Origin of the sequence: Planobispora rosea (assembly GCF_014648175.1) — a bacterium.
In the GTDB taxonomy this organism is placed as follows: Bacteria; Actinomycetota; Actinomycetes; order Streptosporangiales; family Streptosporangiaceae; genus Planobispora; species Planobispora rosea.
Window position 1 is genome coordinate 143211 of sequence record NZ_BMQP01000016.1, and the last position, 26381, is coordinate 169591.

General features: G+C 72.1%; 27 protein-coding genes. 10 read left to right on the forward strand and 17 right to left on the reverse strand.

Going from position 1 to position 26381, the window contains the following annotated elements; genetic code table 11:
* Positions 1-254: 254 nt before the first annotated feature.
* Positions 255-1019 carry a hypothetical protein gene (locus tag IEZ08_RS18105; protein WP_068928200.1) on the forward strand — a complete coding sequence of 255 codons (765 nt, stop codon included), beginning with the start codon at positions 255-257 and terminating at the stop codon, positions 1017-1019.
* Between the two features lie 60 nt (positions 1020-1079).
* The gene (locus tag IEZ08_RS18110; protein ID WP_068928199.1) at positions 1080-1775 is read left to right on the forward strand and encodes a hypothetical protein; all 696 of its coding nucleotides are present in this window, start codon (positions 1080-1082) and stop codon (positions 1773-1775) included.
* Positions 1776-1859: 84 nt separating this feature from the next.
* Here the strand turns inward: IEZ08_RS18110 and IEZ08_RS18115 are convergent, their stop codons facing one another.
* Entirely contained in the window at positions 1860-2714 is an 855-nt protein-coding gene (locus tag IEZ08_RS18115) for an SURF1 family cytochrome oxidase biogenesis protein (RefSeq protein WP_189242539.1), read from the reverse strand.
* Positions 2715-2840: 126 nt separating this feature from the next.
* Positions 2841-3419 (reverse strand): winged helix-turn-helix transcriptional regulator, encoded by a 579-nt coding sequence (locus IEZ08_RS18120; protein WP_229803227.1) that lies wholly within the window; start codon positions 3417-3419, stop codon positions 2841-2843.
* A 185-nt stretch (positions 3420-3604) separates the two neighbouring features.
* On the opposite strand from IEZ08_RS18120, the gene IEZ08_RS18125 reads away from it, so the two are divergent.
* Together IEZ08_RS18125 and IEZ08_RS18130 are read left to right on the forward strand one after the other, a co-directional pair.
* Positions 3605-4099 (forward strand): GNAT family N-acetyltransferase, encoded by a 495-nt coding sequence (locus tag IEZ08_RS18125; protein WP_229803229.1) that lies wholly within the window; start codon positions 3605-3607, stop codon positions 4097-4099.
* A gap of 52 nt (positions 4100-4151) precedes the next feature.
* On the forward strand, positions 4152-4748 hold the full coding sequence (locus IEZ08_RS18130; protein WP_068928197.1) for a TetR/AcrR family transcriptional regulator: 597 nt from the start codon (positions 4152-4154) through the stop codon (positions 4746-4748).
* 28 nt (positions 4749-4776) lie between these two features.
* On the opposite strand, the gene IEZ08_RS18135 is transcribed toward IEZ08_RS18130, so the two are convergent.
* Positions 4777-5088: a hypothetical protein gene (locus IEZ08_RS18135; protein WP_068928196.1), complete on the reverse strand. Its 312-nt coding sequence runs from the start codon at positions 5086-5088 to the stop codon at positions 4777-4779.
* 135 nt (positions 5089-5223) lie between these two features.
* Here IEZ08_RS18135 and IEZ08_RS18140 point away from each other — a divergent pair, with 135 nt between their 5' ends.
* Complete coding sequence (locus tag IEZ08_RS18140) at positions 5224-6666, forward strand: DUF7059 domain-containing protein (protein WP_229803230.1); 1443 nt, start codon at positions 5224-5226, stop codon at positions 6664-6666.
* 352 nt (positions 6667-7018) lie between these two features.
* On the opposite strand, the gene IEZ08_RS18145 is transcribed toward IEZ08_RS18140, so the two are convergent.
* From IEZ08_RS18145 to IEZ08_RS18155, 3 genes are all read right to left on the reverse strand, one after another.
* The gene (locus IEZ08_RS18145; protein WP_189242541.1) at positions 7019-10120 is read right to left on the reverse strand and encodes an AfsR/SARP family transcriptional regulator; all 3102 of its coding nucleotides are present in this window, start codon (positions 10118-10120) and stop codon (positions 7019-7021) included.
* 308 nt (positions 10121-10428) lie between these two features.
* Complete coding sequence (locus IEZ08_RS18150) at positions 10429-11073, reverse strand: GNAT family N-acetyltransferase (RefSeq protein WP_084781125.1); 645 nt, start codon at positions 11071-11073, stop codon at positions 10429-10431.
* Between the two features lie 184 nt (positions 11074-11257).
* On the reverse strand, positions 11258-12544 hold the full coding sequence (locus IEZ08_RS18155; protein ID WP_189242542.1) for a pyridoxal phosphate-dependent aminotransferase: 1287 nt from the start codon (positions 12542-12544) through the stop codon (positions 11258-11260).
* 95 nt (positions 12545-12639) lie between these two features.
* Here IEZ08_RS18155 and IEZ08_RS18160 point away from each other — a divergent pair, with 95 nt between their 5' ends.
* The 3 genes from IEZ08_RS18160 (at position 12640) to IEZ08_RS18170 (ending at position 15387) form a co-directional block, all read left to right on the forward strand.
* Complete coding sequence (locus IEZ08_RS18160; protein ID WP_068928191.1) at positions 12640-13575, forward strand: LysR family transcriptional regulator; 936 nt, start codon at positions 12640-12642, stop codon at positions 13573-13575.
* Between the two features lie 95 nt (positions 13576-13670).
* Complete coding sequence (gene rnhB, locus IEZ08_RS18165; RefSeq protein WP_189242543.1) at positions 13671-14339, forward strand: ribonuclease HII; 669 nt, start codon at positions 13671-13673, stop codon at positions 14337-14339.
* Positions 14340-14352: 13 nt separating this feature from the next.
* Positions 14353-15387, forward strand: a complete 1035-nt coding sequence (locus IEZ08_RS18170) for an LLM class flavin-dependent oxidoreductase (protein WP_068928189.1) — start codon at positions 14353-14355, stop codon at positions 15385-15387.
* Between the two features lie 19 nt (positions 15388-15406).
* Here IEZ08_RS18170 and IEZ08_RS18175 read toward each other — a convergent pair whose 3' ends face one another.
* The 11 genes from IEZ08_RS18175 to IEZ08_RS18225 all read right to left on the reverse strand — a co-directional run bounded on the left by IEZ08_RS18175 (position 15407) and on the right by IEZ08_RS18225 (position 25168).
* Positions 15407-15652 carry a hypothetical protein gene (locus tag IEZ08_RS18175; protein ID WP_229803231.1) on the reverse strand — a complete coding sequence of 82 codons (246 nt, stop codon included), beginning with the start codon at positions 15650-15652 and terminating at the stop codon, positions 15407-15409.
* A gap of 62 nt (positions 15653-15714) precedes the next feature.
* Complete coding sequence (locus tag IEZ08_RS18180) at positions 15715-15999, reverse strand: hypothetical protein (RefSeq protein WP_141704322.1); 285 nt, start codon at positions 15997-15999, stop codon at positions 15715-15717.
* A 63-nt stretch (positions 16000-16062) separates the two neighbouring features.
* Positions 16063-16314 (reverse strand): AbrB/MazE/SpoVT family DNA-binding domain-containing protein, encoded by a 252-nt coding sequence (locus IEZ08_RS18185; protein ID WP_068928186.1) that lies wholly within the window; start codon positions 16312-16314, stop codon positions 16063-16065.
* Between the two features lie 129 nt (positions 16315-16443).
* Positions 16444-16830 (reverse strand): SCO5389 family protein, encoded by a 387-nt coding sequence (locus IEZ08_RS18190; protein WP_068928185.1) that lies wholly within the window; start codon positions 16828-16830, stop codon positions 16444-16446.
* A gap of 63 nt (positions 16831-16893) precedes the next feature.
* Positions 16894-17859: an ATP-binding protein gene (locus IEZ08_RS18195; protein ID WP_189242544.1), complete on the reverse strand. Its 966-nt coding sequence runs from the start codon at positions 17857-17859 to the stop codon at positions 16894-16896.
* A gap of 170 nt (positions 17860-18029) precedes the next feature.
* Positions 18030-19505, reverse strand: a complete 1476-nt coding sequence (locus IEZ08_RS18200; protein WP_189242545.1) for an LCP family protein — start codon at positions 19503-19505, stop codon at positions 18030-18032.
* Positions 19506-19698: 193 nt separating this feature from the next.
* Positions 19699-20640 carry an NAD-dependent epimerase/dehydratase family protein gene (locus IEZ08_RS18205; protein WP_068928183.1) on the reverse strand — a complete coding sequence of 314 codons (942 nt, stop codon included), beginning with the start codon at positions 20638-20640 and terminating at the stop codon, positions 19699-19701.
* The gene (locus IEZ08_RS18210) at positions 20637-22160 is read right to left on the reverse strand and encodes a class I adenylate-forming enzyme family protein (RefSeq protein WP_068928182.1); all 1524 of its coding nucleotides are present in this window, start codon (positions 22158-22160) and stop codon (positions 20637-20639) included. The genes IEZ08_RS18205 and IEZ08_RS18210 overlap by 4 nt, the downstream gene beginning before the upstream one ends.
* A gap of 79 nt (positions 22161-22239) precedes the next feature.
* Entirely contained in the window at positions 22240-23406 is a 1167-nt protein-coding gene (locus IEZ08_RS18215) for a cytochrome P450 (RefSeq protein WP_229803232.1), read from the reverse strand.
* On the reverse strand, positions 23403-24134 hold the full coding sequence (locus IEZ08_RS18220; RefSeq protein ID WP_068928180.1) for a glycosyltransferase family 2 protein: 732 nt from the start codon (positions 24132-24134) through the stop codon (positions 23403-23405). Before IEZ08_RS18220 ends, IEZ08_RS18215 begins: the two co-directional genes overlap by 4 nt.
* The gene (locus IEZ08_RS18225) at positions 24134-25168 is read right to left on the reverse strand and encodes a 3-oxoacyl-ACP synthase III family protein (protein WP_068928179.1); all 1035 of its coding nucleotides are present in this window, start codon (positions 25166-25168) and stop codon (positions 24134-24136) included. Before IEZ08_RS18225 ends, IEZ08_RS18220 begins: the two co-directional genes overlap by 1 nt.
* A 242-nt stretch (positions 25169-25410) precedes the next feature.
* On the opposite strand from IEZ08_RS18225, the gene IEZ08_RS18230 reads away from it, so the two are divergent.
* Positions 25411-25779: an ArsR/SmtB family transcription factor gene (locus IEZ08_RS18230; RefSeq protein WP_068928178.1), complete on the forward strand. Its 369-nt coding sequence runs from the start codon at positions 25411-25413 to the stop codon at positions 25777-25779.
* Between the two features lie 43 nt (positions 25780-25822).
* Complete coding sequence (locus tag IEZ08_RS18235) at positions 25823-26266, forward strand: helix-turn-helix transcriptional regulator (protein ID WP_068928177.1); 444 nt, start codon at positions 25823-25825, stop codon at positions 26264-26266.
* Positions 26267-26381: the final 115 nt, after the last annotated feature.

Genomic DNA, 26381 nt, shown 5'->3' on the forward strand with positions numbered 1-26381 from the left:
TCCGCCTTGGATCCACCTTGGATCCGCCCCGGAACCGGATCCGCCCCGGAACCGCCGGAGGGGGATGGTCGGCGGTTCCGAGGCTTCAGGACCCGCCGGGAGGGTGCTGCTCGTGGCGGGCCCTGACAGCCCCTCCTACCCACTAATCCCTCAACTATCAGAAACTTATGAGGAATGTAGGTTTAGCGCGGCAAGCTGGCTCTTCAGTGCCCCGCACCCGTCGCGCGGGCCGGTGTCTCGGGGAGGAAGCGGGCGTGCTGACGGTTGTTCCGGTGCGCAGGGAGATCCCGTACGGCGCGCGCCTCCAGACGGTCGTCCCGGTGCGGAGCGGGATCCCCTACGGCGCGCGCCTCGCCCTGCTGTTCGTCCTCGCCCTCTCGACCGTCGTCGTCCACCTGAACCAGGCCCCGCCCCTGCGCGACGCGGAGGAGCTCATCGCCGACCTGCGGGCCGGCGGCGTCACCAAGGTCGTCTACGACCGGAGCTGGCCCGCGTACGGCACCCTGACCTGGTCGCACGGCCCCCTGTCCTGGAGTCAGGCCCGCTTCGACCAGCCCGGCGACGTCTGGGACCCGGAGACCACCCGGCTGATCCCGCAGGCCCTGGAGCGCCGCCAGGAGGCGTTCCTGGCGCGGGTGCGGGCAGCGGCGGACCCCTCCGTCGAGATCGTGCGGATCGGGGGTTCCGCCCGGGGGCCGATGGGCCTGACGGCGGGCTCGCCGGCCTACGGGCGGTGGTGGGCGCCGTTCGCGCCGTTGGCGATGGCGGCGGAGGTGCTGGCCTGGCTGCTCATGCTCACCCGTCGGGACCACCGCTACGCCAGCCGTCCCGCCTGGTGCTGGATGTTCCTGGTCGGCGGGTCGTTCCTGTACGTGCTGCTGGAGCCGTACCCGCTCTGGCGCGGGCGGTACGAGCCGCTGCCGTGCGAGCCGCTGCCGGCCGGGCCCGGGATCGACGGGACGAAGGGGTTCGTCCTCGCCGTGACGGTCGCGTTCGGCCTGGGGATCGCCGCTTCCTGATCTCGTGAGGTAGGAAGGAGGGGACGGGCGAGCGGTAGGTACGTCACCCCCGGAGGTCCGATGGACGAGCAGCGGGTACGCGCTGTCCGGCGAGGCGTGGGGATCGCGATACGGGTCGCGCTGCTCATGGTGTTGCTCGGAGGCGCCCTCGTCGTCTCGCTGAGCTTCGCGCCGTCCAGCCGCACGCTGGAGGAGTTCCGGACGGCGATGGCCGCCGGCCGGATCGCCCAGGTCACCTACTGGCACGAGGGGGGTGACATCTCCCGCCTGGTGTGGTCGGAAGGGTCGCTGATCTGGCACGCCGCCGTAATGCCGACGGGCGAGAGCCCGGACGCCTACTCGATCAGGCAACTGCGGCGGGACATCGGTGAGAAGTTCGTCCGGGCGGAACAGGCGGACAGGCGGACCGCGGACTCCAACTGGATCCTGCCTGACTGGCCGTTCTACGCCCCCCTGGGCGCAGGCGTCTGGGTGGTCGGCGCCGCCTGGGTGATCACATTCCTGACCATGCTCGGCTCGACACCCCGGCTGGGCAACGGGTGGGCCTGGTTCTGGCTGTTCACCGTCGGGCAGGTCGGAGCGATCCTCTTCCTCCTGCTGGAACCCCGGCCGATCTGGTACGGAGCCGAACGGCATCCCAAGCCGCGCGGGCGGGTGAGCGGCGGATCGGGCTGCCTGCTCTCGGTCGGTCTGGGCTTCCTGTCCGCCGTCGCCGCCGTGGGGGTGGGCCAGCTCGCCGGGCTTCTCCTCGGATAGACCGGGCCTCTCCCCGGAACTCCACCGGACCGGGACGTCCCCGATGGTGTGCGGCCTTATGGTGCGCGGCCTTTCGGCGAGGGGCTACGCGGTCGTCGACTCGGTCTCGGTCTCCGCGTCCGGTCGCTCACTCTGTCCGTCCTGTCCGTCTTGACCGACCGGCCTGTCCTGTCCGGTCTGCTTGGCGGCCTCCGCCTTCAGGTCGGCGGCCTCGCGGCGGATCAGGAGGAGCCAGCCGCCGACCGCGACCCCGATGAACAGCCACCACTGCACGCCGTACGCCAGGTTCAGCCCGCCGCCCTCGCCGACCTCCGGGGCGGGGACCGGGTCGGGGGCCGCGGCGGCCCGCGGCGACTGCTCGACCAGGTCGACGTATCCGCCCAGGAGACGGTACGGCAGGCCCCTGCCGACCGTCTCGGCGTTGATCAGGAGCACCTGCCCCGGGGGGAGCCCCGCGCGGTCGCGGATGCCGGAGGACTCCTCGGTCTCGGAGGGGCGTATCCGTCCGGTGACGGTCACCTGGCCCGCCGACGGCGCGGGGACCTCCGGGAGGGCGTCGGCCGTGGCGCCCGCCCTGACCCAGCCCCGGTTCACCAGGACCGCCTCGCCGTTCCCGGTGACCAGGGGGGTGACGACGTAGAAGCCGACGACGCTGTTCTGGACGCGGCGCCGTACGAGCAGCTGGTGGGCGGCGTCGAAGGTGCCCGTGGCCGTCACGGTGCGGTACTTGTCCCGCTCGTTCACGCCGCCGCCGGGCCGGCTGAGCGCCGTGACGGGGACCGGGGGAGCCTCCAGGTTGGCGGAGATCTGGTCACTGCTGGCCGAGCGTTCCTCGAAACGGCCGAACTGCCACTGTCCGAGGAAGACGAAGGCGGGGATGACCAGCAGCACCACGATGTGGAGTGCGATCCATCGGGGAGTCAGCAGGAACCGGTACACGTTCCCAAGGGTAGGCACCGGACCGACCGCCCCGTTCCCCGGCCACCCCGCAGGGCGTGTCCCCCGGCGGAGAGGGCCCGGCGGGTCCGGCCCCCGGTGATCAGCCTTGGTGGTCAGCCCTGTTGATCAGCCTCCGGCGTCGGCCGTACGGTCCGGCGCTCGGTCCGGCGCGTCCCCGTCCCGGCTGTCCCCGTCCCGGCTGTCTCCCCTCGGCGTGCCCTTGCCCGGCGTGGCCGGGGCGCCGGGGCCGGGGAGGGGGGTGACCTCGCGAGGTCCGGCGATCTCGTGGCCGTCGGCGCACCGGAAGTGCTGCTCCACCAGAGCCCCGCAGCCGCGGTGGGTGAGCAGGACCGGGGGGCCGTCCGGCTCGGAGAGGTACCGGTCGCCCCAGTGCATCAGCGCGACCATGATCGGATAGAGGTCGAGACCCGCCTGCGTCAGCCGGTATTCGTCCCGCTGGCGCTGGCCGGGCTCCCGGTAGGGGACCTTGCGCAGCAGTCCCTCCTCCACCAGCCGGGCGAGCCGGGCGCTCAGCACCTGCCGGGGCGCCCTCGTGGCGGCCTGCATGTCGGCGAAGCGGCGGACCCCGCTGAACGCCTCGCGAAGTACCAAGAACGTCCATTTTTCGCCCACGATGCCCAACGTGCGCTCGATTGAGCAGTTGTCCACCCGGAAGGGCAGGTTGCCGAGGGTCGCCTCACTCATGTCCGCATCGTAAGTGGCCATGGCGTCACCTCCAACGCGGCTAAGTCTAGTTGACAGACTCAGGTGTCCTGCGGGAGTCTGAGTCCATGATTCGAACTCAGCTGGTACGACCCCGCCGTGATCCGGCGCGGGTACCACCGGGAAACGCCGGGAGGGTCTCCCCCGGAGAGACCGGGCGACCCCTGGTGGGAGACGGCGGGCGGTTCCCGGCGTCCGACGGAGTCGAGATCCGGCCCGCGCGGATGGACGACGAGGAACGGGTTCGCGGCTTCCTCGCCGAGTTGTCGCCGCACACCCAGGCGTTGCGCTTCTTCACCGGGCTCGGCGATCCGGGCGCGAGCATGGTGCGCGCGCTGCTCGCGGTGGACGAGCGGCGTGACGCGCTGCTGGCGGTGTGCGGGGACACCGTGGTCGGGCACGCGATGAGCTTCCGGGGCGGTGAGAGCGACGTCGAGATCGCCGTCGTGGTGACCGATGACTGGCAGGGGCACGGGCTGGGCTCCCGGCTGGTCCGCAGGCTCCTGCGCCGGGCGGCGGCGGGCGGGGCGCGGACCGTGGGAATGGACGTGCTCGGCGGCAACCGCAAGGTGCTGTCGATGATCCGCAAGGAGTGGCCGGGGGCTGTGATGCGGGTCTCTTCCGGCACGGTGGAGGTGTCCACTAAGATCGACCCGGGCTGAGGTGTGCCGGAGTATTTGCGGAACAAGGTTCTGTTGCTCCACCATTGACCTCGTGAAGAGTGCCAAGAACGGCCGTGACGGCCGGAGCCGGATCGTCGACGGAGCCCTGCGCCGATTCAGTCAGGACGGGGTCTCGGCGACCACGCTGGCCAGCCTCCGCAAAGAGAGCGGCGTCAGCGTTGGCAGCTTCTACCACCACTTCGCGAGCAAGGAACACGTCTTCGGCGTGCTCTACGCCGACACCCTGAACATGTACCAGGAAGCCTTCATCACCGAGCTGCGCAGGCACGAGGGCGCGCGCGAGGGCATCGAGGCCATCGTCGCCCTGCACATGTCCTGGTGCGGCGAGCACCGTGAGCGGGCCCACCTGCTGATCAGCGAGCGCCCGCCCAAGCGGGACGAGCCCGGGGGCGTCGAGGTCGCCGACTCGCGGCGGGCGTTCTTCCGGCAGGTCTCCGACTGGTGGCGGCCGCACATGAAGGCCGGGCTTCTCCAGCCGGTGCATCCCACGATGTGCTACGTCCTCTGGCTCGGTCCGGCGATGGAGATGTGCCGTCTGTGGTTCGCCGGGGCGCACCAGCCCACGCCCGAGGAGATCTCCGGCCTCTGCGAGGCCGCATGGCAGAGCCTGCGCCGGCACTCCGACTGATCGGGGCCGGCGCCGGCCCTTCTCCCGCTCAGTGCGCTCCCGCCAGCTGGCGCGAGCGGGTGGGAACACGCCAGACCTTCTCCTCCAGGGAGATGTCCAGGCGCATGTCCTGCCGCTGCCGCCGCAAGCCGGGAACGCGCAGCCGGTCGCTCACGTCGAACTTGCCGCGCCGCTGGTAGCCGAACCCGAGCTCACCGGGGAAGACGCGCAGTTCGTCCTGGTTACCGCATCGCGGGCAGGTCCAGAAGACCAGATCCTTTCCTCGACGGTAGTCATGGCATGCCTGGAAGTACTCTTCCGGCCGGAAGCGGGACTCGCAGGCGAGACAAGGGATCAACATGGCGGATCCTCACGGGTGCGGGGGAGGCGGCCCATACAGAATTACCGCCTGAGACTTGTACGACGCTTGCAGATCCCTTACGTCGATCTGTAACAGTCTCATCACCTTAGGTATCGACGATGTAAGGATGAACCGGTGAAGGACCCGCTGGGCAGGCTCCGTGACCTACTTCTTGAGGCCGGCTACACCGTCGAGGGCGTGCGGGGGCGGCTCGGTGACGTCGCGGCCACGGCCCTGTCCCGGGAGGAGCTCGTCCCCGCCCTGCGCGCCACCCGTGACGGCGACCCGCTCGGCACGCTGATCCGGCTGTGGTGGCTCGGCGTCCCCGTCGAGGCCCCCGCCGGGCTCCCGGTGGCGGAGCTCGCGCGTATGGGCCTGCTGGCGGTCGACGGCTCCCGGATCACCGCCGAGGTCCACCTGCAGCCCTGGGAGACCGGTGGATACGTCGTCTCCGACCGGAAGGTCCGGCCCGGGGACCGGGCGCTGCGCGCGGACCACGTGGTCGGGGCGGGCGGCGCCTCGGCGAACCTCGCCCAGCTGGTCACCCGCCGCCCGGTGGGGCGCGCCCTCGACCTGGGCACCGGGTGCGGGGTGCAGGTGCTGCACCTGGCGGGACGGGCGGAGGAGATCACGGCCACCGACGTGAACCCGCGCGCGCTGGAGCTGGCCCGGATGAGCTGGGCGTTGTCCGGGATCGACGGCGTGGACGCCCGTGAGGGCTCGCTCTTCGAGCCCGTCGAGGGCGAGCGGTACGACCTGGTCGTCTCCAACCCGCCCTTCGTGATCTCTCCCCGGGGCCGGTTCACCTACCGCGAGTCCGGGTTCGAGGCGGACGGTTTCTGCCGCGATCTCGTACGGCGGGCGCCGCGCTTCCTCAACCCCGGCGGCACCTGCCAGCTCCTGGCGAACTGGCTGCACGTGGCCGGGGAGGACTGGCAGGACCGGGTCGGCGGCTGGCTGGCCGGGACCGGCTGTGACGGCTGGGCGGTGCAGCGGGACGTCCAGGACCCGGCCGAGTACGTCGAGCTGTGGTTGCGCGACGCCGCCGAGCAGGGCACCGACCGCTACCGGGAGCTGTACGACGACTGGCTGGGCTGGTTCGAGGCGGCCGGCGTCACCGGAGTCGGGTTCGGCTGGATCACGCTGCACGACTCCGGGAGCCTGGACCCGGTCGTCCGGGCCGAGGAGTACGGGCGGCGGGTGGAGCTCCCGGTGGGCGGCTACGTGGACGAGGTCCTCGGCTCGATCGCCGACGCGCACCGGCTGAGCGACGCCGAGATCCTCGCGGCCCGGCTGGTCGTCGCCGACGGGGTCGTGGAGGAGCGGACCGGCCCGCCCGGAGCGGAGGACCCCTCCACGATCGTGCTCAGGCAGACGCGGGGGTTGTGCCGCAGCGCCCGGGTGGGGACGGTGGAGGCCGCCCTGGCGGGTGTCTGCGACGGTGATTATCCACTGGCCCCGTTGCTCGCCGCGATCGCCGACCTGACCGGGGAGAGCGCCGATGACCTGCTGGCGAAGGCGCCGGAAGTGCTCCGTCCGCTGATCGCCGAGGGGTTTTTCCACATATCCACAGGCTGATCCTCCACAGGCTGTGGATATCCCGCGATCGGTTGTTGATTCGACGTTGAACGGGGTGGGGGAAGCTCTGGGCATGGCACAGGCCCGGGGGGTGAAGGGCCGGTGCCAGGAGATCCGGCCGGCCGTCGATGTGAGGCGGCTAGCCACCGCAAGGCGCACCGGTATCAACCCGGGCCCCCTACGCGCTGAGCGATGGTTGTGACGGCCGGCCGGGTCGTCAACCGGACCACCGCGCGCGGCACGGCCGTGAACCCGGCCGGTTACCAGCCCCGAGCCGCCGTACACTGTACGGCTACGAACCCGAAGGATTAGGTTGATCAACCACGTGTGGATGACGCGCCTCGACGACGGGCTATACGACGGGCTCGGAACCGTCTCCGGCCTGGTCCCGGTCGAGGACGGCCCGCAGGTCCCCGGCCTCGGGGGCGCCGAGACGGGCGAAGAGGTCGTGGGCACGCCGGAGACAGTCCCGGCTCCGCGCGACGCCGCCCTGCCCGGAGAGCGCCCGGCCTAGCACCCACAGGGCCTGCGCCTCGCCGTACGGGTGACCGATCTCGCGGCTCACGCTCAGGGCCTGCTCGGCGTGGCGGACGGCGTCGCCGAACCGGCCCGCCGTGATGAACGTCTCCGCCAGCCGCGAGCAGACCCGCTGCTCCCACACCCGCTGGTTGCTCGCCCGGAAGAAGGCCAGGCACTCGGCGTGGTGGTGGACCGCCTCGTTCAGGCGCCCGACCCGTGACAGCACGATGCCCAGGTGGTAGCGGGCCCGCGCGGTGCCCGCGGCCGAACCCATCTCGCTGAAGGTCGCCAGGCCCTGCTCGGCGGCGGCGATCGCCTCCTCCGGCTGGCCCAGGAACAGGTGCTCGCGGGCGGAGTAGCTGAGCGTCAGCGCCTCCCCGCCCTGCCCGCCGATCTCCCGGAACGCCTTGCGGGCGGAGTCGAACCAGGCCAGCGCCTCCACGTGGCGGCGCTGCCGCCCCACCACGACGGCCAGCGCGTTCAGTGTCTCGCCGGTGACGATCCGGTCGCCCCCGGCCGACAGCTCCAGCGCGGCACGGAACGCGTCCTCCGCCTCGGTCAGCCGGTTCGCGCCGAACAGCAACCGGCCCAGCAGGTAGCGGCAGCGCAGCTCGGCGGCGGCCGACCCCACCCGCTCGGCGGCGGCCAGCACCTCCTGGATCCGCTGGTCGAACTCGCGGACGTGGGTGCCGGACTCCAGCAGCGGTTCCATGGCCAGCAGCAGGTCGGCGGCGGGCAGCAGCGACGCGGCGTCGGCGGTGCCGGCGGCGGCCTGGGAGATGGAGGCGAACAGCGCGTCGGCCTCGACCGCGAGCCAGGTCATGGCCTCGTCGGCGGAGGAGAACACGTGCCCGGAGCCGGACACGGTGAACTGGTCGGCGACCACGCTGCCCTCGTAGGCGAGCCGGTGCGCCGACTGGGCCGAGGCCAGGTAGAAGCCGAGCAGGCGGCTCAGCGCCGCGGGACCGGCCTCGGGGTCGGGGCCGCGCTCGGCGGCCCGGCGGGCGAACAGCCGGAGCAGGTCGTGGAAGCGGTAGCGGCCCGCGGCGGGGGCCTCCAGCAGGCTGGAGTCCACCAGCGACTCCAGGAGGTCCTCGGTCCGGGTCGGGTCCAGGTCCAGTACGGCGGCGGCGGCCGAGACCGAGATGTCCGGCCCGCCGGGCAGGGACAACAACCGGAACGCCCGTGCCTGGGCCTCCTCCAGCTGGCCGTACCCGAGGGCGAACGTCGCCTCCACCGCGAGGTTCCCCACGCGCATCTCGTCCAGCCTGCGGCGCTCGTCGGCCAGCCGGGGGACGAGCGAGGCGACCGTCCAGGTGGGCCGGGCCGCCAGGCGGGCCGCCACGATCCGCACGGCCAGCGGCAGGAATCCGCAGGCGGCGACCACGTCCATGGTGGCGGCCCGCTCGGCGGCGACCCGCTCGGCGCCGGCGACCGCGCCGAACAGCGACAGCGCCTCCTCCGGCTCCATCACGTCCAGGTCGAACAGCCGGGCCGAGGCCAGGTCGGCCAGCTTGTGGCGGCTGGTCACGATCGCCGCGCACCCGGTCGAGCCGGGCAGCAGGGGTGTGACCTGCACGGCGTCGCGGGCGTTGTCGAGCAGCACGAGCATGCGCCGCTCGGCCAGCAGCGAGCGGAACAGCGCCGAGCGTTCGGCCAGGCCGTCCGGGATGACGTCGGGGGGCAGGCCCAGCCCGCGCAGGAACGCCGCCAGCGCCGACTCGGGGGCGGTCGGTTCCTCACCGTAGCCGCGCAGGTCGGCGTAGAGCTGCCCGTCGGGGAAGAGGTCCTGCATGGCGTGGGCGACGTGCACCGCCAGGGCCGTCTTGCCGACGCCTCCGATGCCGGAGATGGCGGCCACCGGCACGCCCTCGGCGCCGCCCTGGGGGCTGCCCTGGACCGACAGCAGGCTGCGCAGCCGGGTGATGATCTGGGAGCGGCCGGTGAAGTCGCTGACCGCGGCCGGGAGCTGCGCCGGGCGGGGCAGCTCGGGCACCTCGGGCGGAGCGGTGATCGTTCCCGCGGTGATCGTTCCCTCGGTGGTCGTCCCTGCGGCGACCGTCTCCGCGGCGGTTCCCGTCCCGGCCTGTCCCGTCGTCGTGGAGTCGGCGGCGGGGGGCGGGAGCCGTACCGGCTCGGCGGGGGTGGGGGCGAGGGCGGGGTCGGCGGCGAGGATGCGCCGGTGCAGGGCCGCCAGGTCGGGGCCGGGGTCGATGCCCAGCTCGTCGGCGAGCACCCGGCGGGTGTCGGCGAAGACCGCCAGCGCGTCCGCCTGCCGTCCGCACCGGTAGTAGGCCAGCATGAGCTGGGCGCGCAGCCGTTCGCGGAGCGGGTGCTCGGCGGTCAGCGCGATGAGGTCGGAGACGACGTCGGCGTGCCTGCCGAGCTCCAGGTCGAGCTCCATGAGGTTCTCCAGCACGCTCATCCGGCGCTCGGCCAGCCGGTCGCGCTGGTGTTCGGCGTAGGGGCCCACGGCCCCGGCGAGGGGTTCGCCGGTGCACAGCGCCAGCCCCGTGCGCAGGCTCTCCGCGGCCGCGGACAGGTCCCCGGCGCGCCGGGCCGTCTCGGCCTGCTGGACGTGCCGGTTGAAGAGCGTCAGGTCGAGACTCGCGCCGGTCAGGATCAGCGCGTAGCCCTTGCCCACGGAAGTGAGCATCTCCGGCCGGGTCCGCGGGGAACGGCCGGGTTCCAGTACGGCGCGCAGCCGGGAGACGTAGGTGCGCAGCGCGCCCAGCGCCCGGGGAGGCGCCTCCTCCCCCCAGATGGCGTCGATCATCTCGGTCGGGGTCACCGCCCGGCCCTCGCGCAGGAGCAACATCGCCAGAATGGAACGTTGCAGCGGGGTGCCCAGATCGAGCTCGGCACCGTCACGCCAGGCCTGGACAGGGCCGAGTACGGCGAAGCGCAGTCCGGCTTCGCTGCCCTGAACAGCCATTTTCGGAATCTCCGCACTCGGGGAATATTTATGACGGAATGATAGATCCTTCGTTGCCCGCTCCATAGAAACCGGTACGGGTGCGGGCGTCCGTCAACCGTGACGTTGATCGGGCGTCAATCAGGCATCAAGCCAGGTCCGGGATGCTAAGTCATGCCGGACATGGCCCCATGCGGGGGCGGTCATGCCCGGTCCTCAGGCCCTCGCGGGGCGGCGAGTGCTCAACCGATAGATGAACAAAGGCCCACCCGGAATACCGGGTGGGCCTCATGCTCCATTGGGTCATCGAAGTGACGGGGGACGACGCTCTACGCGGCCTCGACCAGACCGAGCCGCGCGTGCAGGCGTTCTCGCACGAGCGGCCACTCGGAACTCAGGATCGAGTAGAACGCGGTATCTCGGACCGTGTCGTCGGCGCCTCGGCTCTCCGCCCGCCGCACACCGTCCAGATGCGCGCCGAGGGCCTCGATGGCGGCCCGGGATCGTACGTTCCGTATGTCTGCCTTCAGGGTGATGCGGTGGACCTGCCACGTCTCGAAGGCGAGGGAGAGCATCAGGTACTTGCTCTCCCGGTTGACACCCGTGCCCTGGGCCGATGCGGCCAGCCAGGTGTAACCGATGTCCGCCACGGACGGGACCTCGCCCACCGCGCCACGTGAACCCGGAGGCCAGGGCATGGGACCCTGCCAGTACTCCAGGTTCATGAGACGGGTGGCACCGACGACGCGGTCGGTGTGCAGCCACCGGATGGCGAAGGGCAACGCGCGGCCCTCCGCCTGCTCAGCCAGAGCGGCCTCCACGTAGGAGACCATCTCCTCCCGGCCATGGGGAACGCGGGTGAAGGTGTACGTCGTACGGTCTTCACCCGCCGCGGCGACGAGATCGTCGACGACCGCGAGGCTGAGCGGTTCCAGGCGCACGGAGCGCCCAGACAAGGTGACAAAAGCGGGCATGAGCACATGATGGGGGCTGCTCAGCATGTCTAATGCCAAATAGCACGAGACATCTCAGTGAGCATCCGGGAAAGCGGTGACCGCGCCTACCCGGAGGGGGAGAAAGCGCAGATCAACCGGGCTGTCATCACCCCGTCCCGGCGGCTCGCCCGGGTGTCGTTATCCAACTGATGCGTGCTGTGGATCACCCGGCCGCGGGGAGTGCCGAGAGATCCGTACGGCGGGGCGCGCGGGCGGCGGGCCGTACCGAGTTCAGACCGTCGAGAGCCTGGTCGAGATGGTCGAGGGAGGCGGCGATCCAGGGCAGGCCGAGGGGGTCGCGGGCCTCCAGCGCGGCCAGCCGCCGCTCGGCCGTCTCGCCGTACAGCAGGCTGGTGGCCACCCGCACCCGGAGCGCGGCGGGGTCGTCGCCGAAGGCGTCCCCCGGGAGCACACCGACGCCGTGCCGGTCGAGCAGGAAGGCGGCCAGCCCGGCGGAGGTCGCGAAGCCCCCGGGCAGGCCGGTGAAGTCCGGGTAGAGGTAGAAGCCGCCCTGGGGCGCGTGCACCGTGACGCCCGCCCTGACGAGCCGGGCGTGCACCGCCCGCGCGACGGTGCCGTGCAGCAGCCTGCTCCGGTCGATCCGCTCGACGAGCTCGGGCGGCTCGGTGTAGGCGTAGGCCGCCGCCTCCTGCACCGGCGCCGCCGGGCTGGACCAGATCTCGCTGGCCACCGCGAGCAGCCGGGCCCGCAGCTCGGCCGAGGGCACCCGGGCCACGCCGATCCGCCAGCCGCCCAGGGCCAGGCTCTTGCTGAGCCCGCTGGTGACCACGGTGCGTTCGGGGGCCACGTCGGCGGGGCTGAGGAAGTCCTCCTCCGGCAGGTGGACGAGGTCCCGGTAGATCTCGTCCGAGATGATCGTCAGGTCGAGGGCGCGGGCGATCCGCGCGATCTCCTTGATCGTGTCCTTGGCCGCGAGCCGGCCGCTGGGGTTGTCGGGCAGCGTGACCACCAGTGAGCGGACCTCGCGCCCCTGGGAGCGGGCGTGCAGGACCGCGGGGACGACCAGCTCGGGGTCCGGCACCCCTCCCTCGCCGGGGGGCGCCGGGATCAGCAGCGGGCGTGCCCCGGCCAGCTCGGTCTGGGCGGCGTAGCTGACCCAGCTCGGCATCGGCAGCACGACGTCACCCCCGATCGCCAGCAGCAGGCCGTACAGCAGGGGCTTGCTCCCGGGCCCGCAGACGACCGTCTCCGGGTCGGTGGGCAGGCCCCGGCGCTCCCAGTAGCCGGCGGCCGCCTCGCGCAGCGCGGCCATCCCGGCGACCGGCCCGTACCCGTTCCGCCCGGCCGCGCGGGCCAGTCTCTCCACCAGGGACGGGTGCACGGGGAGCCCGGCCTCACCGAAGGCGAGGTTGAGCACCCGCTCACCCGCGTGTTGTCGACGGGCTATCTCCTCATTTGCCGCCAAAGTGGCGGAAAGTGTGACGCTCATGGATATTTCTCCTTCTCTTAGGAACGTTCCCAGATTCGGGGATATAAGGCATCAGGACAAGCTTCGGTTCGTGTGGGTAGGCGTAAGGAACTCCGATGCTCGATCTGCGTCGTCTTGCCTTGATCTGCGAGTTCTCCCGGAAGGGAAGCATCGCCGCGACCGCCGCGTCGCTGGGCTACAGCCCTTCGGCGGTCTCCCAGCAGCTGGCCGCGCTGGAGCGTGAGGCGAACGCCGTACTGATCGACAGGACCGCACGCAGCGCCGAGCTGACCGAGGCCGGACGCCGCCTCGTCGCCCACGCCGAACGCATCCTCGCGATGGTGGAGGCGGCCGAGTCCGACCTGTCGGCACAGGCGGCCACCCCTTCCGGCAGGGTCGCCGTGACCGCCTTCCCCACAGCGGCCGTGGCATTCGCACCGGCGCTGGCCAGATCGCTGCGCCGGCACGCCGCGCTGACCCTGCGGATGTCACAGAGCCGGGCCGGGCGCGGGCTCCGCGAGGTCCAGGCGGGTGAGGCGGACATTGCGCTGGTGGACGACTGGTATGGCAGGATGCACGACTCGGAGACGACGCGGATCTTCCCGCTCCTGCGCGACCCGCTGGTGCTCGTGGTCCCGCGCAGACACCGGCTCGCCGATCCCGGGGAGCCGGTCGACCTGATGGAGCTCCGCGACGAGCCCTGGATGGCCACCCCGGACGGGGAGCCCTCCCGGCTGGCCGTCGACCGGATGCTCGCCGAGGTCGGCGGGGCGCCACCGGTGCCGTGGGAGTTCGAGGGGCTGAGCACCATCCTCAGCCTCGTCGCCAAGGGCGTCGGCATCGCCGCCGTCCCGGCGCTGGCCCTGGCCGCCGGGGTGCGCGGCATCGCCGTCCGGGAGATCCCCGGCCCTCCGGCCGGCCGCGACGTCCACGCCGTCGCCCGTGCCGCCAGCGTCCAGCGTCCCGCCGTCGCCGTCACCCTGCGGGCCATCCACGTCGCCGCCCGCTACCTCGCCGCCGACCTCACCGCGCTCGAACCGGCGATCCCGTGAGCGGCACCCGCGCGGCGAGGCGGCCCGCGCCGGCAACCGGGAGCCCGCGCCGGCAACCGGCGGCCCCGGAGCCGCCGGCCCCGTAAACTCGCCCCATGCCTCCCTCGTACGCGCTCGAACGCCTGCTGTCCGCCGGCGGGCCGACGCCGGTCGCCGGGATCGACGAGGTGGGACGGGGCGCCTGGGCCGGGCCGGTGGCGGTCTGCGCCGTGGTCACCGACCTGTCGGAGCCGCCCGCCGGGCTCACCGACTCCAAGCTGCTCACCCCGGCCCGCCGCGAGGCCCTGGTTCCCGAGATCACCGCGTGGGCGGCCGGGATCGGGTACGGCGAGGCGTCCCACGAAGAGATCGACGAGCTGGGCATGACCGAGGCGCTGCGCCGGGCCGCCCGCCGGGCCCTCGCCGAGCTGCCGGTCCGCCCCGGCGCGGTGATCCTGGACGGCAAGCACGACTACCTCGGCGCCCCCTGGCCGGTCCGGTGCGAGATCAAGGCCGACCAGTCCTGCGTCTCCGTCGCCGCCGCCTCGGTGATCGCCAAGGTCCGCCGGGACGCCTACATGGCCTCCCTGGGCTTCGAGGAGTACGGCTTCGCGAGCAACGCCGGCTATCCCTCCCCGGTGCACCGGCGGGCCCTGGCCGAGCACGGCCCGACCGAACACCACCGCCTGTCGTGGTCCTACCTCGACAAGCTGCCCCGCTGGAGTCATCTGAGGAGACACCGGGACGCCACGGCCGGGGCGGGCCAGCTCGGGCTCTTCGGGTAGCGGGCGGCACCCGGTGCGCGTCGGCGTCTTCCTGATCGCGGCGGGGTTCCCCGGCCGGTCCCCGGGCGAGGTGCTGCGGGACACGGTGGAGGCGGTGGTCGCCGCCGAGGAGGCCGGGTTCGACGACGCGTGGATCGCCGAGCACCACTTCATGTCGTACGGCGTGTGCCCGTCGGCGGTGACGCTGGCCGGCGTGGCGCTGGGCCGTACCCGCCGGATCCGGGTCGGGACGGCGGTGAGCGTGCTGTCCACCCGGCACCCCGTGGACCTGGCCGAGCAGGCGGCGATCCTGGACGCGGCCTCGGGCGGCCGGTTCACGCTCGGTGTGGGCCGGGGCGGGCCGTGGGTGGACCTGGAGGTGTTCGGGACCGGGCTGGACCGGTTCGAGCGCGGCTTCGCCGAGTCCCTCGGCCTGCTCTGCGCGGCTCTCGGCGGGGACACGGTCGCGGCGGACGGGGAGTTCTTCCGGTTCCGCGAGGTGCCGATGGTCCCGGCGGTACGGCTCCGCCCGGTGGTGGCGTGCACCTCGGCCGGGACGGTGGCGCTGGCGGCCGGGCGGGGGCTCCCGATGTTGCTGGGCATGCACGTGGGGGACGAGGAGAAGGCCGCCATGATCCGGGCCTACGGGGAGCGGGCCTACGGGAGGCGGGCCGGGGGCGCCGCGGCGTTCCCGTCAGGGAGGAACGACCACGCCGGGCACATCGCCGCGGCGGTCGGACACGTGGCCGACTCGACGGCTCAGGCCGTACGGGAGTTGAAGGCGAGCATGCCGCGCTGGCTGGAGCCGGGGCTCGCGGGATACGTGCCGGTGGACGGGCGTCCTCGACCGCAACGCGATATTTCCGGATATGTCGACTTCCTCTGTGCGACCCACCCGGTGGGATCGGCGGATCACTGCGTCGCGTCGATCGAGCGGACCGTTGCCGCGACGGGCCTGCGTCATCTGATCCTGATGGTCGAGGGAGCCGGCGAACACGCCCGCACCCTGGAGAACATCAGCCGCCTCGGCACCGAGGTCCTCCCCCGGCTCCGTGAAGAAGGCCGGTGAATCTGACCACCTGTCCGGATCAGGGACGGTTGTAGATCGAGTGGTCCCCGATCCGGCGCGATTGGAGAACGGGTTCGCTGTCGTCATGGGTGGTGAAGCGAAATGTCGCTCGTCCATCGGGGGAGGCGAAATTCCACGTCAATGAGTAGATATCGGTGTCAGTCAACTTGTGGATCCGCAGCCTGGTCGGCCACGGCACCGTGCCGGTGTGCGCTCCCTGGGAGATAGCGGGGAGAAAATGCTTGTAGACGGCATCCTTGAACATCGTGTAATGCTCCGGGGGGAGCCGTGATGCGTCTCGGAGGAAAGACGCGGCGCGTTCGTATCTCACCCCATGTCCTCGCCTCGAACGACATCGATCTCGGCGAACATGTCGTCCATGGTGTCGAAAACGCGGGTACGGCCTTCTCGGAAGTCAGCATCGGCTTCTGCCTCCGCGGCCTGCCAGCCCGGAGTCCAGTACCACGCTTCCTCGGTGGGCACGATGGCGGCGACACGGTGGCCCTGATCGGTGAGATAGGCGATCGTGCGGCGCTCGGTGGCGGCGGCGATGACATCGGGCAGGTGCCCGTCCACCTCGTTCAGCGGGACCTCGAACGCGTTCTCGCTCATGGTGTGAGTGTAGGTGTGCACGTGTGCGGGGGTCACCCAGCGAATCGTAGTCAATGCGACACGTTACGTCACTATGCCGCTTCCCCAATCGTCGCCCCGTAGCAGCCGCATGAGTTCATCGGTGCTCATCGTGGTGGAGGCAGCGCCCCGCATCCGGCGAACCAGCCGCTGCCCTCTGGTCTCGCCGCTCTCACGGTGCACGATCGTCAGCGTGCCGCCGACCTCGATCACATCCACCTCGTCGCCCTCGGTGATGCCGTACTTCTTGCGGAGATCGACGGGGATCGTGATCTGCCCCCTGCGGTTGACTCGCATTCCTGAACCGCCAGTTCGATAGTCAGGTGCCGACTCTCACATGATTCCAGGACTGGCCCCGGTTCCGTGAATGTGAAAGGGCGCGGGTGTCGGGCCCGCGCCCTGGTTGTGGTCAGGTGGTCCGGAAGGTCAGCAGTCGACGAGTTCGGGGGACTGGTTGAGGATCTGGGACCGGGCGGTGACGAACTCGGCGTGGGCCTCGGTGGCGGACGGGGCGAAGACCGCGACCCGGTGGCAGTTCTGGAAGGCCAGCTTCATGCCGAAGTGACGCTCCAGGGCGCCGCGCATGGAGTCGCTGGCCAGGCAGCGCAGGAGCTGTCCGCGGGCGGCCTCGTCCGGCGGGGGGACGGTGTTGTCGGCGAACTCGGCGCCGGTGCGCTCACGCTCCTCCACCAGGCCGCTGATCACCGACCAGGCGTAGGGGAGCGAGTCGCGGACGCAGGCGACGAACGCCGCGTCGTCCACCTCGCCGGCTCTCGCCTGGTCGAGAAGATCGTTCGAAACGGTCAGCGACATGCTGCGTTCTCCTCTCATAAGGGGATTGTTCAGACGCTAAATCGGGTTGGGCGATCACTCCATCTAGCGATGGGGCGACACTCGCGTGGGCCCGAAGACGAAACCGGGATCGATCTGGGCGGCCAGGTCCTCGCCGACGGCCCGGTTCGCCCACGCCTCCGCGTTGCGGAGGTGGAACTCGGCGGCCTGGCGGCCGAACCGCGCCCAGTCCTTCTCCTGGGCGTCGAGGTGCTTCAGGAGCACCGTGAGGGCCTCGGCGTTGACGGGTTCGAGGTCGTCGAGGGTGAACGGGCGGCCCTGCTCCATGGCCCGGACGGCGGGCGAGTGCTCCAGACAGACCAGCAGGTCGTCGCCGACGTGCTCGCGCAGGAAGGCGACGTCCCCCGGCCCGTGGACCTTGTTGCCGACGACCGCGATGGGCACGCCGTAGTCGGCGGCGTAGTCGCGGTACTGCCGGTAGACGCCGACGCCCTGCCGGGTCGGCTCGGCGACGAGGAAGGTCATGTCGAAGCGGGTGAACAGGCCCGAGGCGAAGGAGTCGGCTCCGGCGGTCATGTCCACCACGACGTACTCCCCGTGGCCGTCGACGAGGTGGTTGAGGTAGAGCTCGACCGCCCCGACCTTCGAGTGGTAGCAGGCCACGCCGAGGTCGTCCTCGCCGAACGGGCCGGTGACCATGAGCCGGAGGCCGTCGGGGGCGGTGACGGCGAACCGGGAGTGGATCGGGTCGTCGGCCGGGTCGAGGGTCAGCAGGCGGGAACCGCGGCCGGGTGGAGTGGTCTTCACCATGGCCGCGGCCGAGGTGATCCGCGGGTTGTCGCCGCGCAGGTATTCCTTGATCTCCGTCAGGTGGGAGCCCAGCGACCGGGGCAGCCCGCCGTCGTCCACCCCCAGGGCCATGCCGAGGTGCTGGTTGATGTCGGCGTCGACCGCGACGACCGGCGCGCCCTGGGTCGCCACGTACCTGGCGAACAGCGCGGACAGGGTCGTCTTGCCGCTGCCGCCCTTCCCGACGAATGCCACCCGCATGATGGGAGATCCAATCTGATTATGAAAACCATTGCAACCCTCGGGTGCATCATGCCACGCTCAGCAGAGGCCGGGGGCGGATATGGCGAGAACGGCCGCGTGTCGCGACCGTACGGAAGCAGCCGGGGCCTCGGCGGGTCGGGGCCTCGTGGGGTCAGGGCCTCGTGGGGTCAGGGGCAGGCTTCGTCGAGGGTGACGGGCTCCTGAGGGGAGGCCGGCGCCGTGGGGGAGGTCGTGTCCGGGGCCGGGAGTGACGTCGTCTCCGGGGCCGGAACCGGGACCGGAGCCGGGGGCGCGGGTGTGGAGGTGGAGGCGGCCAGGGGCTTGCGGGTGGCGGCGGACGTGCGGGTGGGCCTGTCCCCGGCCTTCTCCGACAGGGCCGCGGCGACCTTCCGTCTGATCAGGTGATAGTCCGGGTCGAAAGTGTCGATCAGCGGCGGGACGAACTGGAGGCTCTCGATCCTCGCGGTCTTCACCTCGCCCGCCAGGGTGACCAGCGCGGGGAGCAGTTCCCTCGGGATGTCGGTGGAGACGGTGTCCACCGCCGCGTCGGCCAGCCGCTCGAAGCTCCGCAGCACCGTCACCGGGTCGGCCTGCTTGGCGACCGCGTTCAGCAGGCACTTCTGGCGGCCCATCCGGACGTAGTCGTCGCTGAAGGTGCGGGACCTTCCGTACCAGAGAGCCTCCTCGCCGGAGAGCGTGCGCGTGCCCGCCTCGATCAGGCCCTCGTTGCGCCGGCCGTACACGATCGGGCCCGGGACGGTGACCCGCACCCCGCCCATCGCGTCGATGATCCTGACGAAGCCCCTCATGTCGACCATCGCGTAGTAGGAGACGTCGAGGCCCAGGATGCCGCCGATCGTCTTCTTCAGCAGGGTGGGGCCGCGTTCTCCCGCGGCCACGCCCGGGACGAGTTCGGGATGGTCCTCGGCGTACTGCCAGACCTCGTTGAGGATCCCCGGGGTGTACGGGGGCTCACCGCCGAAGCCGAGGGGGAAGCGGTCACGCGCCGGGCCGGCCGGGAGCGGGACCCGCTGCAGGTTCCTGGGCAGGCCGAACAGCACGGTCGCGCCGGTACGGGTGTCGACGCTGGCCACCGTCATGCTGTCGGTGCGCACGCCGTACCGGCTGGGCGCCGCGTCCGCGCCGATGAGCAGGATGTTGACCCGCTCCCGCCCCTCCCACGGATCCGCCGCCACGGGGGTGGAGCTGGTGCCGAACACCGAGGACACCAGCCCCCGGGAGACGTAGGCGAGCCGGGCGGCGTAGGCCATCGGGACGACCATGAGGACGCACAGCAGGCCGACGGCGGCGGCGGAGAGGTAGTCCGCGGCACCGGTCAGCGGCCGGGGCCGGACGAGCTGGTAGGAGCGGATGACCACCGCCATGGTGGCGAGCGCGAACAGCACCGCGCCCACCCCGAAGACCCCGAGCCAGAGCGGCTGCACCGCCAGGGTGAGCAGGAACGACCGCGCGGTGAGAACGGTGGTGGTCACCGTGGCGACGACGGTCAGGTAGGACGCCATCAGGACGGCGCCGGTCCGGTGACGGCCCGTCCGCAGGTGGGCCAGGCCCCACAACAGCGCGGAGCCGACGGTGAGCGCCAGGCCCGACCCGGCGTGCGGACGATTCCCGTTACCCGACATTCGCCTTACGTCTCTCGTGCGGGACACTGAACGTCACAGGGTAATTACACCCCGTGGACGACTGTGCCGCGGCACGAGTGATACGCCGTACAGATCACGTCAAGGTTCGACTCACGTCGAGGTTCGACTCGCGTCAAGGTCCGGCGCTCCCCGGTCATCGGGCGGTGGCGGCGCCGGCGGGGGACGTCGGGGATCACCAGGCGGCGGCGCCGGCGAAGGACGTCGCGTCCGGCCGGTAGCCGAGCCTCTCCCGGGCGGCGGTGATGTCCAGCGTGCGCTCGACGGCGAGGTGACCGGCGGCGTAGCGGGTGAGCCGGGGCGGGTCCGCGCGCCCGAGCAGCCGGAAGGCCGTCTCGGCGGCGACGGCGAGGGGTTCCACCAGTTTCAGCGGCAGGTAGTACGGCTCGGCGTCGATGCCCCGCTCCCGGAGGATCGAGCGCAGGGCGTCGTCCAGGACGACGGGCTCGGCGTCGGTGACGTTGAAGACGCCGTGCCCCGCGTGACGATCAGCGGGCGCGGCGGCCAGCAGGCAGGCCCGGACCAGGTTGCCGATGGAGGTCAGGCTGACGCGCTGCCGCCCGTCGCCCACCGCCAGCAGCCTCCGGCCCCGGACCGCGCCGAGGACCCGGGGGAGCAGGGTCGTGTCCCCGGGCCCGTAGACGGCGTGCGGGCGCAGGACGACCGTCCGGCCCGGCGCCGCCCGCATCGCGGCCCGTTCGGCGGCGGCCTTGGAAGCCCCGTAGGCGTTGACGTACCGGCCGACCGGCGCCTCGTCCTCGCCCGCCATCACGGTCGGCCGGAACGGGTCGTAGACGCTGGCCGTACTGACGTGCACGAACCGCGCACCGGGGAAGGCCGCCGCCGCGTTCGCGGTCCCGGTCACGTTGGCCGCCCAGATCTCGCGGGCGGGTCCCCAGTCGGTGACGCTCCCCGCGCAGTGGATCACTGCGTCCACCTCCGGCAGCTCCGGCCGCTCACCGAGCAGATCCCACGCCCGGTACGGGGCACCGCCGACGTGTCCGGCCCCCACTGAGGCCCGCCTGCCGAAGGCGTGCACCTCCCACCCCTCGGCACGGGCGGCCCGGCACACCGCGCCGCCCACGAACCCGGAGGCCCCCGTCACCGCGATCCTCACCCCGTACTCCTTCCATCACCCGGTGACACCCTCGCGCGCAGGGCGGCGCGGTCGAGTTTGTCGGCGCGGCCGGAACGGGGGAAGACGTCCAGGGAGACGATCCGGTCGGGGAGCGCGGCGGCGTCCACGAGGTCGGGGAGCGCCTTGCGCAGGAGCGTCTCGTCGTATCCCGCCGCCGGGACGACGGCGAGCACGACCTCCTCGTCCCCGGTCCCGGGATCGGCCAGGCCGACGATCGCCGCCTCGGCGACGCCGGGCAGCGAGGTGATCGCGGGCTCGTAGAGACCCGGGTAGATGTTGAACCCGTCGCGCAGGATCATGTCCTTCTTCCGGCCGAGCAGGACCAGCCGGCCGTCCTCGACACGGACCAGGTCACCGGTGGCGACCTCGCGCAGCGGCTCCTCGCCGAGGTAGCCCCGGGCGAGGTGCGGCCCGGAGACGAACAGCTCGCCGTCGTCCGCCACCCGTACCCCTACCCCCGGCAGAGGCGCTCCGAGCAGGTCCCCCTCGCCGTACTTCTCGGTGTGCTCCAGTTTCTCCCGGGCCGAGGCGATCGAGATCGGCAGCGCCTCGGTCATCGCGTAGACCGACAGCACCTCCGGCCCGGCCTCGACCGCCCGGCGGAGCACCCCGGCGGGCGCGGGAGCCGACCCGAGCAGCAGGTAACGCAGGGTCTCGGGCAGGACGGGCGTCTCGCGGAGCATCCGGTCCAGCCGTACGGGGACCGCGAACGTGTGGGTCGCCCGCCGCGCCGCCAGCTCCTCGGCCGGGGGCCCGCCGCCCGGGAGCGACCAGGTGGCTCCGGCCATCAGCGCGGGCAGCCCGAGCATCAGCTGGTCGGTGTGGACGACGTCCCCCGGTCCGAGCGGGAACGCCTCCCGGAACAGCTCCAGTCCCGACGCCAGGGATCCCCGGGTGTGCACCACCCCGCGCGGGCTGGCCGTGGTCCCGGAGGTGAAGATCGCCGCAGCCGGTTGATCCGTGTGGTGGGGGCCGGGGACGCCTCGGCCGTTCACCGTCTTGAGCACCGAGGCCAGGCGGAGGGCGCCGCGGGGGACGCCGGGGAGCCAGGGGCCGGTGTAGAGGTGGCGGACCGGGTGGCCGGGCAGGGGGTCGCGGAGGTCGGGCAGGAGCAGGCCGCGGCGGCGGGCCAGGCCCTTCAGCGGGCCGCTCAGGGTGTGCAGCAGCGACTCGGTGATCACCCACTTCGGCCGGGTCGCCGCCATCCGGGCGGCCAGCACCCCGGGGGCCAGGCCGGGGTCGGCGAGTACGAGCATCCCGCCCGCGGCCACCGCGCCCAGGGCCGTCACGACCGCGTCCACGCCGGGCCGGACCGCGAACAACACGCCGTCCCCCGGCTGGAGCGCGCCGTCGCCCCGGGCGGCCAGGGTGGCGCGGACGGCGTCCACCCGGCGGGCCAGCTCCGCGTAGGTCAGCTCGCGGCCCCGGCCGTCGATGATCGCGGTCCGGTACGGCTCCCGCCCGGCGGTCGCCATGATCCCGGTGATGATGTCGTTCATGGGGAGGAGTCCAGTTCACGGGGGTTGAAGGTGGGGGTGGGGAAGGGGAGCGGGGAGGTGGCGGAGCGGTGTCGCGAGGTCAGGAAGCGGTGATCCACAGGTGCTCGTAGGTGGGGATGAGCACCCCCCGGGCCGCGCGGCGCCGTACGACGCGGACGCGGTGGGACAGCACCGTCGACGCCACCGCCCGGATCTCGGCCAGCGCCAGCGGGTAGCCGATGCAGAAGTGCGGCCCGGCGCCGAACCACAGGTGGCGCAGCTCGGGAGGGTGGGGCCGGGACGGGTCGAAGGGGCCGTGGGCGCGGGCGCAGTTGTGGGTGGCGATCAGCACCCGGTCACCGGGGCGCACCGCCACCTCGCCGACCAACGCGGGCTCCGCAACCGAGCGCAGCATGACCGGTGTCGGGGTGGTGACCCGCATGGCCTCGTCGATCACCCGGTCGAGCCGGTCCGGGCCGTCCACGGTCGTGCCGTGGTCGCAGACGAGCGCGACCAGGCGGGGGACGAAGGTGGCGACCGTCTCGGTGCCGGTCAGGAAGAAGGCGCCGGCCGCGCCCCTCGCCTCGGCCGCCGACAGGCCCTGGACCCGCATCCTGCCCATGACCGTGGACTCGTCTCCGGCCTCGTAGGCGGCCTGGGCGATGTCCCCGATCCGGTCGAGCACCCGCCGGGCGATCGCCACCTGGCGGTCCGAGAGCCGCCGGGAGCGCAGCGAGACCATCGAGACGACCCGCTCACCCTCGGCGAACAGCTCCCTGGCCCGCTCCTCCGGCACCTCCCCCAGCCCGATCGTGCGGCAGATCACCGCTCCGGCCATCACCCGCATGGCGTCCACCAGGTCGACGGTCTCGCCGCGCGCCAGCCGGGCGTCCAGCGCCTTCAGCGGCTCGCGCAGCACGTCCGCCACCAGGCCGGAGACGTAGGCCGGGGTGAACAGCGGCATCAGCTTCCTGCGCAGCGCAAGGTGGTCGGGGCCCTCCATGTTGAGCAGCACCGACGGCCCCAGCACCGGCGTCCACAGGTCTGCGGGCGAGCCGGGCCCGTCCTTGCGGAACCGCTCGTCGTTCAGTACGGCCCGTGCCACGGCGGCGTCGTTCACCACCACGCCCAGCCCCGGCACCCGCACCACCGGCCCGAGCCGGGCCAGCAGGCGCACCAGCGGATAGGCGAGAGGATGCGCGGCCAGGTAGAGCCGGGCCTCGTGGTCCAGCCGGGAGGGCGGCGCGGCGGACGGGGCGGGACTCATCGCACGTCGACCACGTCGGGACGGTAACGGTGGTCGGCGTACCAGGCCAGCGTGCCCGCCAGGCCGTAGGCCCGCAGCCGCCGCACCGAGCCGTAGACGACCACGTCGCGGCGGGAGCCGTACGCCGAGGTGACCTTCCGGACCCGGTTGACCAGCGCGCGGTCCTCGTGGACCTCCTCGATCGCGGTCCGCGGGAAGCCGCCCGCGCGCTCGTAGAGATCCGCGGTGATCGCGAGGGTGCAGCCGGGCATCATCACGTACGGCCCCTTGTAGAGGGGGTCCCGGTTGCCCGGCCGGAACCGGCCGAACGTGGCGGCCACCTGGATCACGAACGGGATGAACCGCCGCTCCCAGAACTTCAGCCGGAACTCGTCGGTCCGGGGCCGCAGCTGCCCGCCGACCATCTCCAGCCCGTCGCCGAACGCGCGCCGGATGTTGCGCACCCAGTCGGGGCGGGGCAGGCAGTCGGCGTCGGTCCTGGCGATGTGCGTCGCCCCGGCCGCGATGGCGTGGCGCACGCCGGTGTCGGAGGCGGCGCCGGTGCCCTTGCGGGGCTCGGAGATCACCTGAACGCCGTGCCGCCGGACGACCTCGGCGGTGCCGTCGGTGCTCGCGTTGTCCACCACGAGGAGCGTGAAGTCCCGGTCGTCCTGCGCCTGCAGCGCGCGCAGCGTCGCGCCGATGCTGCCGGCCTCGTTGTACGCCGGAATGATCACCCAGAGGTCCATCACATCTCCGCCAGCATCACGCCCATGCTGATCCCGCCGCCCAGGCCCAGCAGGGCCACCCGGTCGCCGGGCTCCCAGCGGCCCATGGCGAGCTGGAGCGGGAGTGTGGCCGAGGCGCAGTTGCCGTGCTCGGGCAGACTGACCACGAGCCTGTCCGTGGGGATGTCCAGGGTCCGGGCCAGGAAGTCCAGGTACGGCAGCGCCACCTGGTGCACCGCCACGACGGCGAAGTCGTCCCAGGTCAGGCCGGTGCGCTTGAGCGCGTTGAGGAAGATGTCGGGGCCGATCCGCTCGAAAGCCTCCTTCAGTCGCCGCCCGTCGCCCCGGAAGTAGGAGTACTCGGGGTCGCGGGGGTGTGCGGAACCGCCGCCCGGCAGGGTGCCGATGGCCCAGGCGGTGGAGTCGGCCGAGAAGTCGCGGTAGAAGATGCCCCGTTCGTCGTCGGCGGTGACCAGCACGGCGGCCCCGCTGTCCGACAGCGTGTACCCGGCGAAGGAGTCGACGAACTGCGCCCGGTCCCGGACCTGCCAGCGGATCGCCCGCGACGGGGTCTCGCCGGAGCAGACCAGGACCGTGCGGTGCGCGCCCGACAGGATCAGCGCCTCGGCGACCTGGATGCCGTTGAGCATGCTGTTGCAGGCGTTCTTGACGTCGAACACCGGGCACGACAGGCCGAGCTTGGCCGCGACGATGTGCGCGGTGGCCGGCTCGACCATGTCCTGCGAGGCGGACGCGAAGATCAGCAGATCGGCGTCGGCGTAACCGGGCCCGTCGGCGCCGCTTCCACCGGTCACGCCGTTCTTGCCGGGTCCGGGCCCGGGCCCGGGCCCGGGTCCGCCGAGCCTGCGGACGGCCTCGACCGCCAGGTCCGACGCCTGCTGGTCATCGCGTGCCACGTGCCGCCGGCGGATCCCCGTCATCCGCTCGACGATCCCCCGGTGGGGGACGTATCCCTCGATCCGGTGCTCGACGTCCGTGCTGGTCAGCGTCCGTTCGGGCAGATACGTCGCGACGCCCGTGATACGGGCCTTCATCGCGCCCCCTCGATGTGTCCGGCTATGACCGGAGCGGTCTCCTCATGTTCGCGCAATGTACCCAACGGGATGACGTTTGTCCTAGTTGGAGAAGAGTGAAGATTCCAGGCCCGTGACTCACGATGTCGCGGGGCCCGGAATGCCGGGGCCCGGATCCCGGTGCCGAACGAATGGTTGGTGATACGGGTGACCGAGTTGGTACGATACTCATTATCATTTGAGCATCTGTTCAGGAGTTGAACATGGAAGCCGTCGCCCGTCTGGACGCCTGCACCACCGTGGAGCCGGACGAGGCGCGCGTGGCGGCGACGCGGGACCGGCTGGTCACCCCGGAGGAGGCCGCCCGCCTGGCCGAGCTGTTCCGGCTGCTCGGCGACCCGACCCGGGCCCAGCTCCTGTACGCCCTGCTCGAAGCGGGCGAGCTGTGCGTCTGCGACCTCACCGAGACGGTCGACGTCAGCGACACCGCCGTGTCCCACGCGCTCCGGCTGCTGCGGACCGCCGGCATCGTGGCCAGCCGCCGGTCCGGCCGGATGATCTACTACCGCCTCGCCGACGCCCACGTCCGCATGCTCCTCGACCTCAGCCGGGAGCACCTGCGTCACGGATGAGGGACCAGGCGGGAATGTCACCGGCACGACGTACGATTCGCACGTGACCAGCAGACCCGTCACGGCGCAGCACCTGCGCGACCTCGCGTTGCTGCGCCGTGTCCGCGACCGGATCGACCGGGAGTACGCCCAGCCGCTGGACGTCGAGGCGCTCGCCCGCGGTGTGAACATGTCGGCGGGACACCTCAGCCGCCAGTTCCGGCTCGCCTACGGCGAGTCGCCGTACGCCTACCTGATGACCCGGCGCATCGAGCGCGCCATGGCGCTGCTGCGCCGCGGCGACCTCAGCGTCACCGAGGTCTGCTTCGCGGTCGGCTGCGCGTCGCTGGGCACCTTCAGCACGCGCTTCACGGAGCTGGTCGGCGTCCCGCCCAGCACCTACCGGCGCAAGGCGGCAGGCGCGACGGCGGGGATGCCGCCGTGTGTGGCGAAGCGAGTGACCAAACCGATCAGGAGCCGGGAAGCGCCGGCGGTCGCGCAGTCATAAAAATCTTGGGCGTCGGTGTAACCATCCGCCCCGATCGCCTCTCTTATCTGACGATACCGTCACAGACGACGACAACAGACGATGAGAAAGGCACCACCCCGATGAGCGAGTTCGT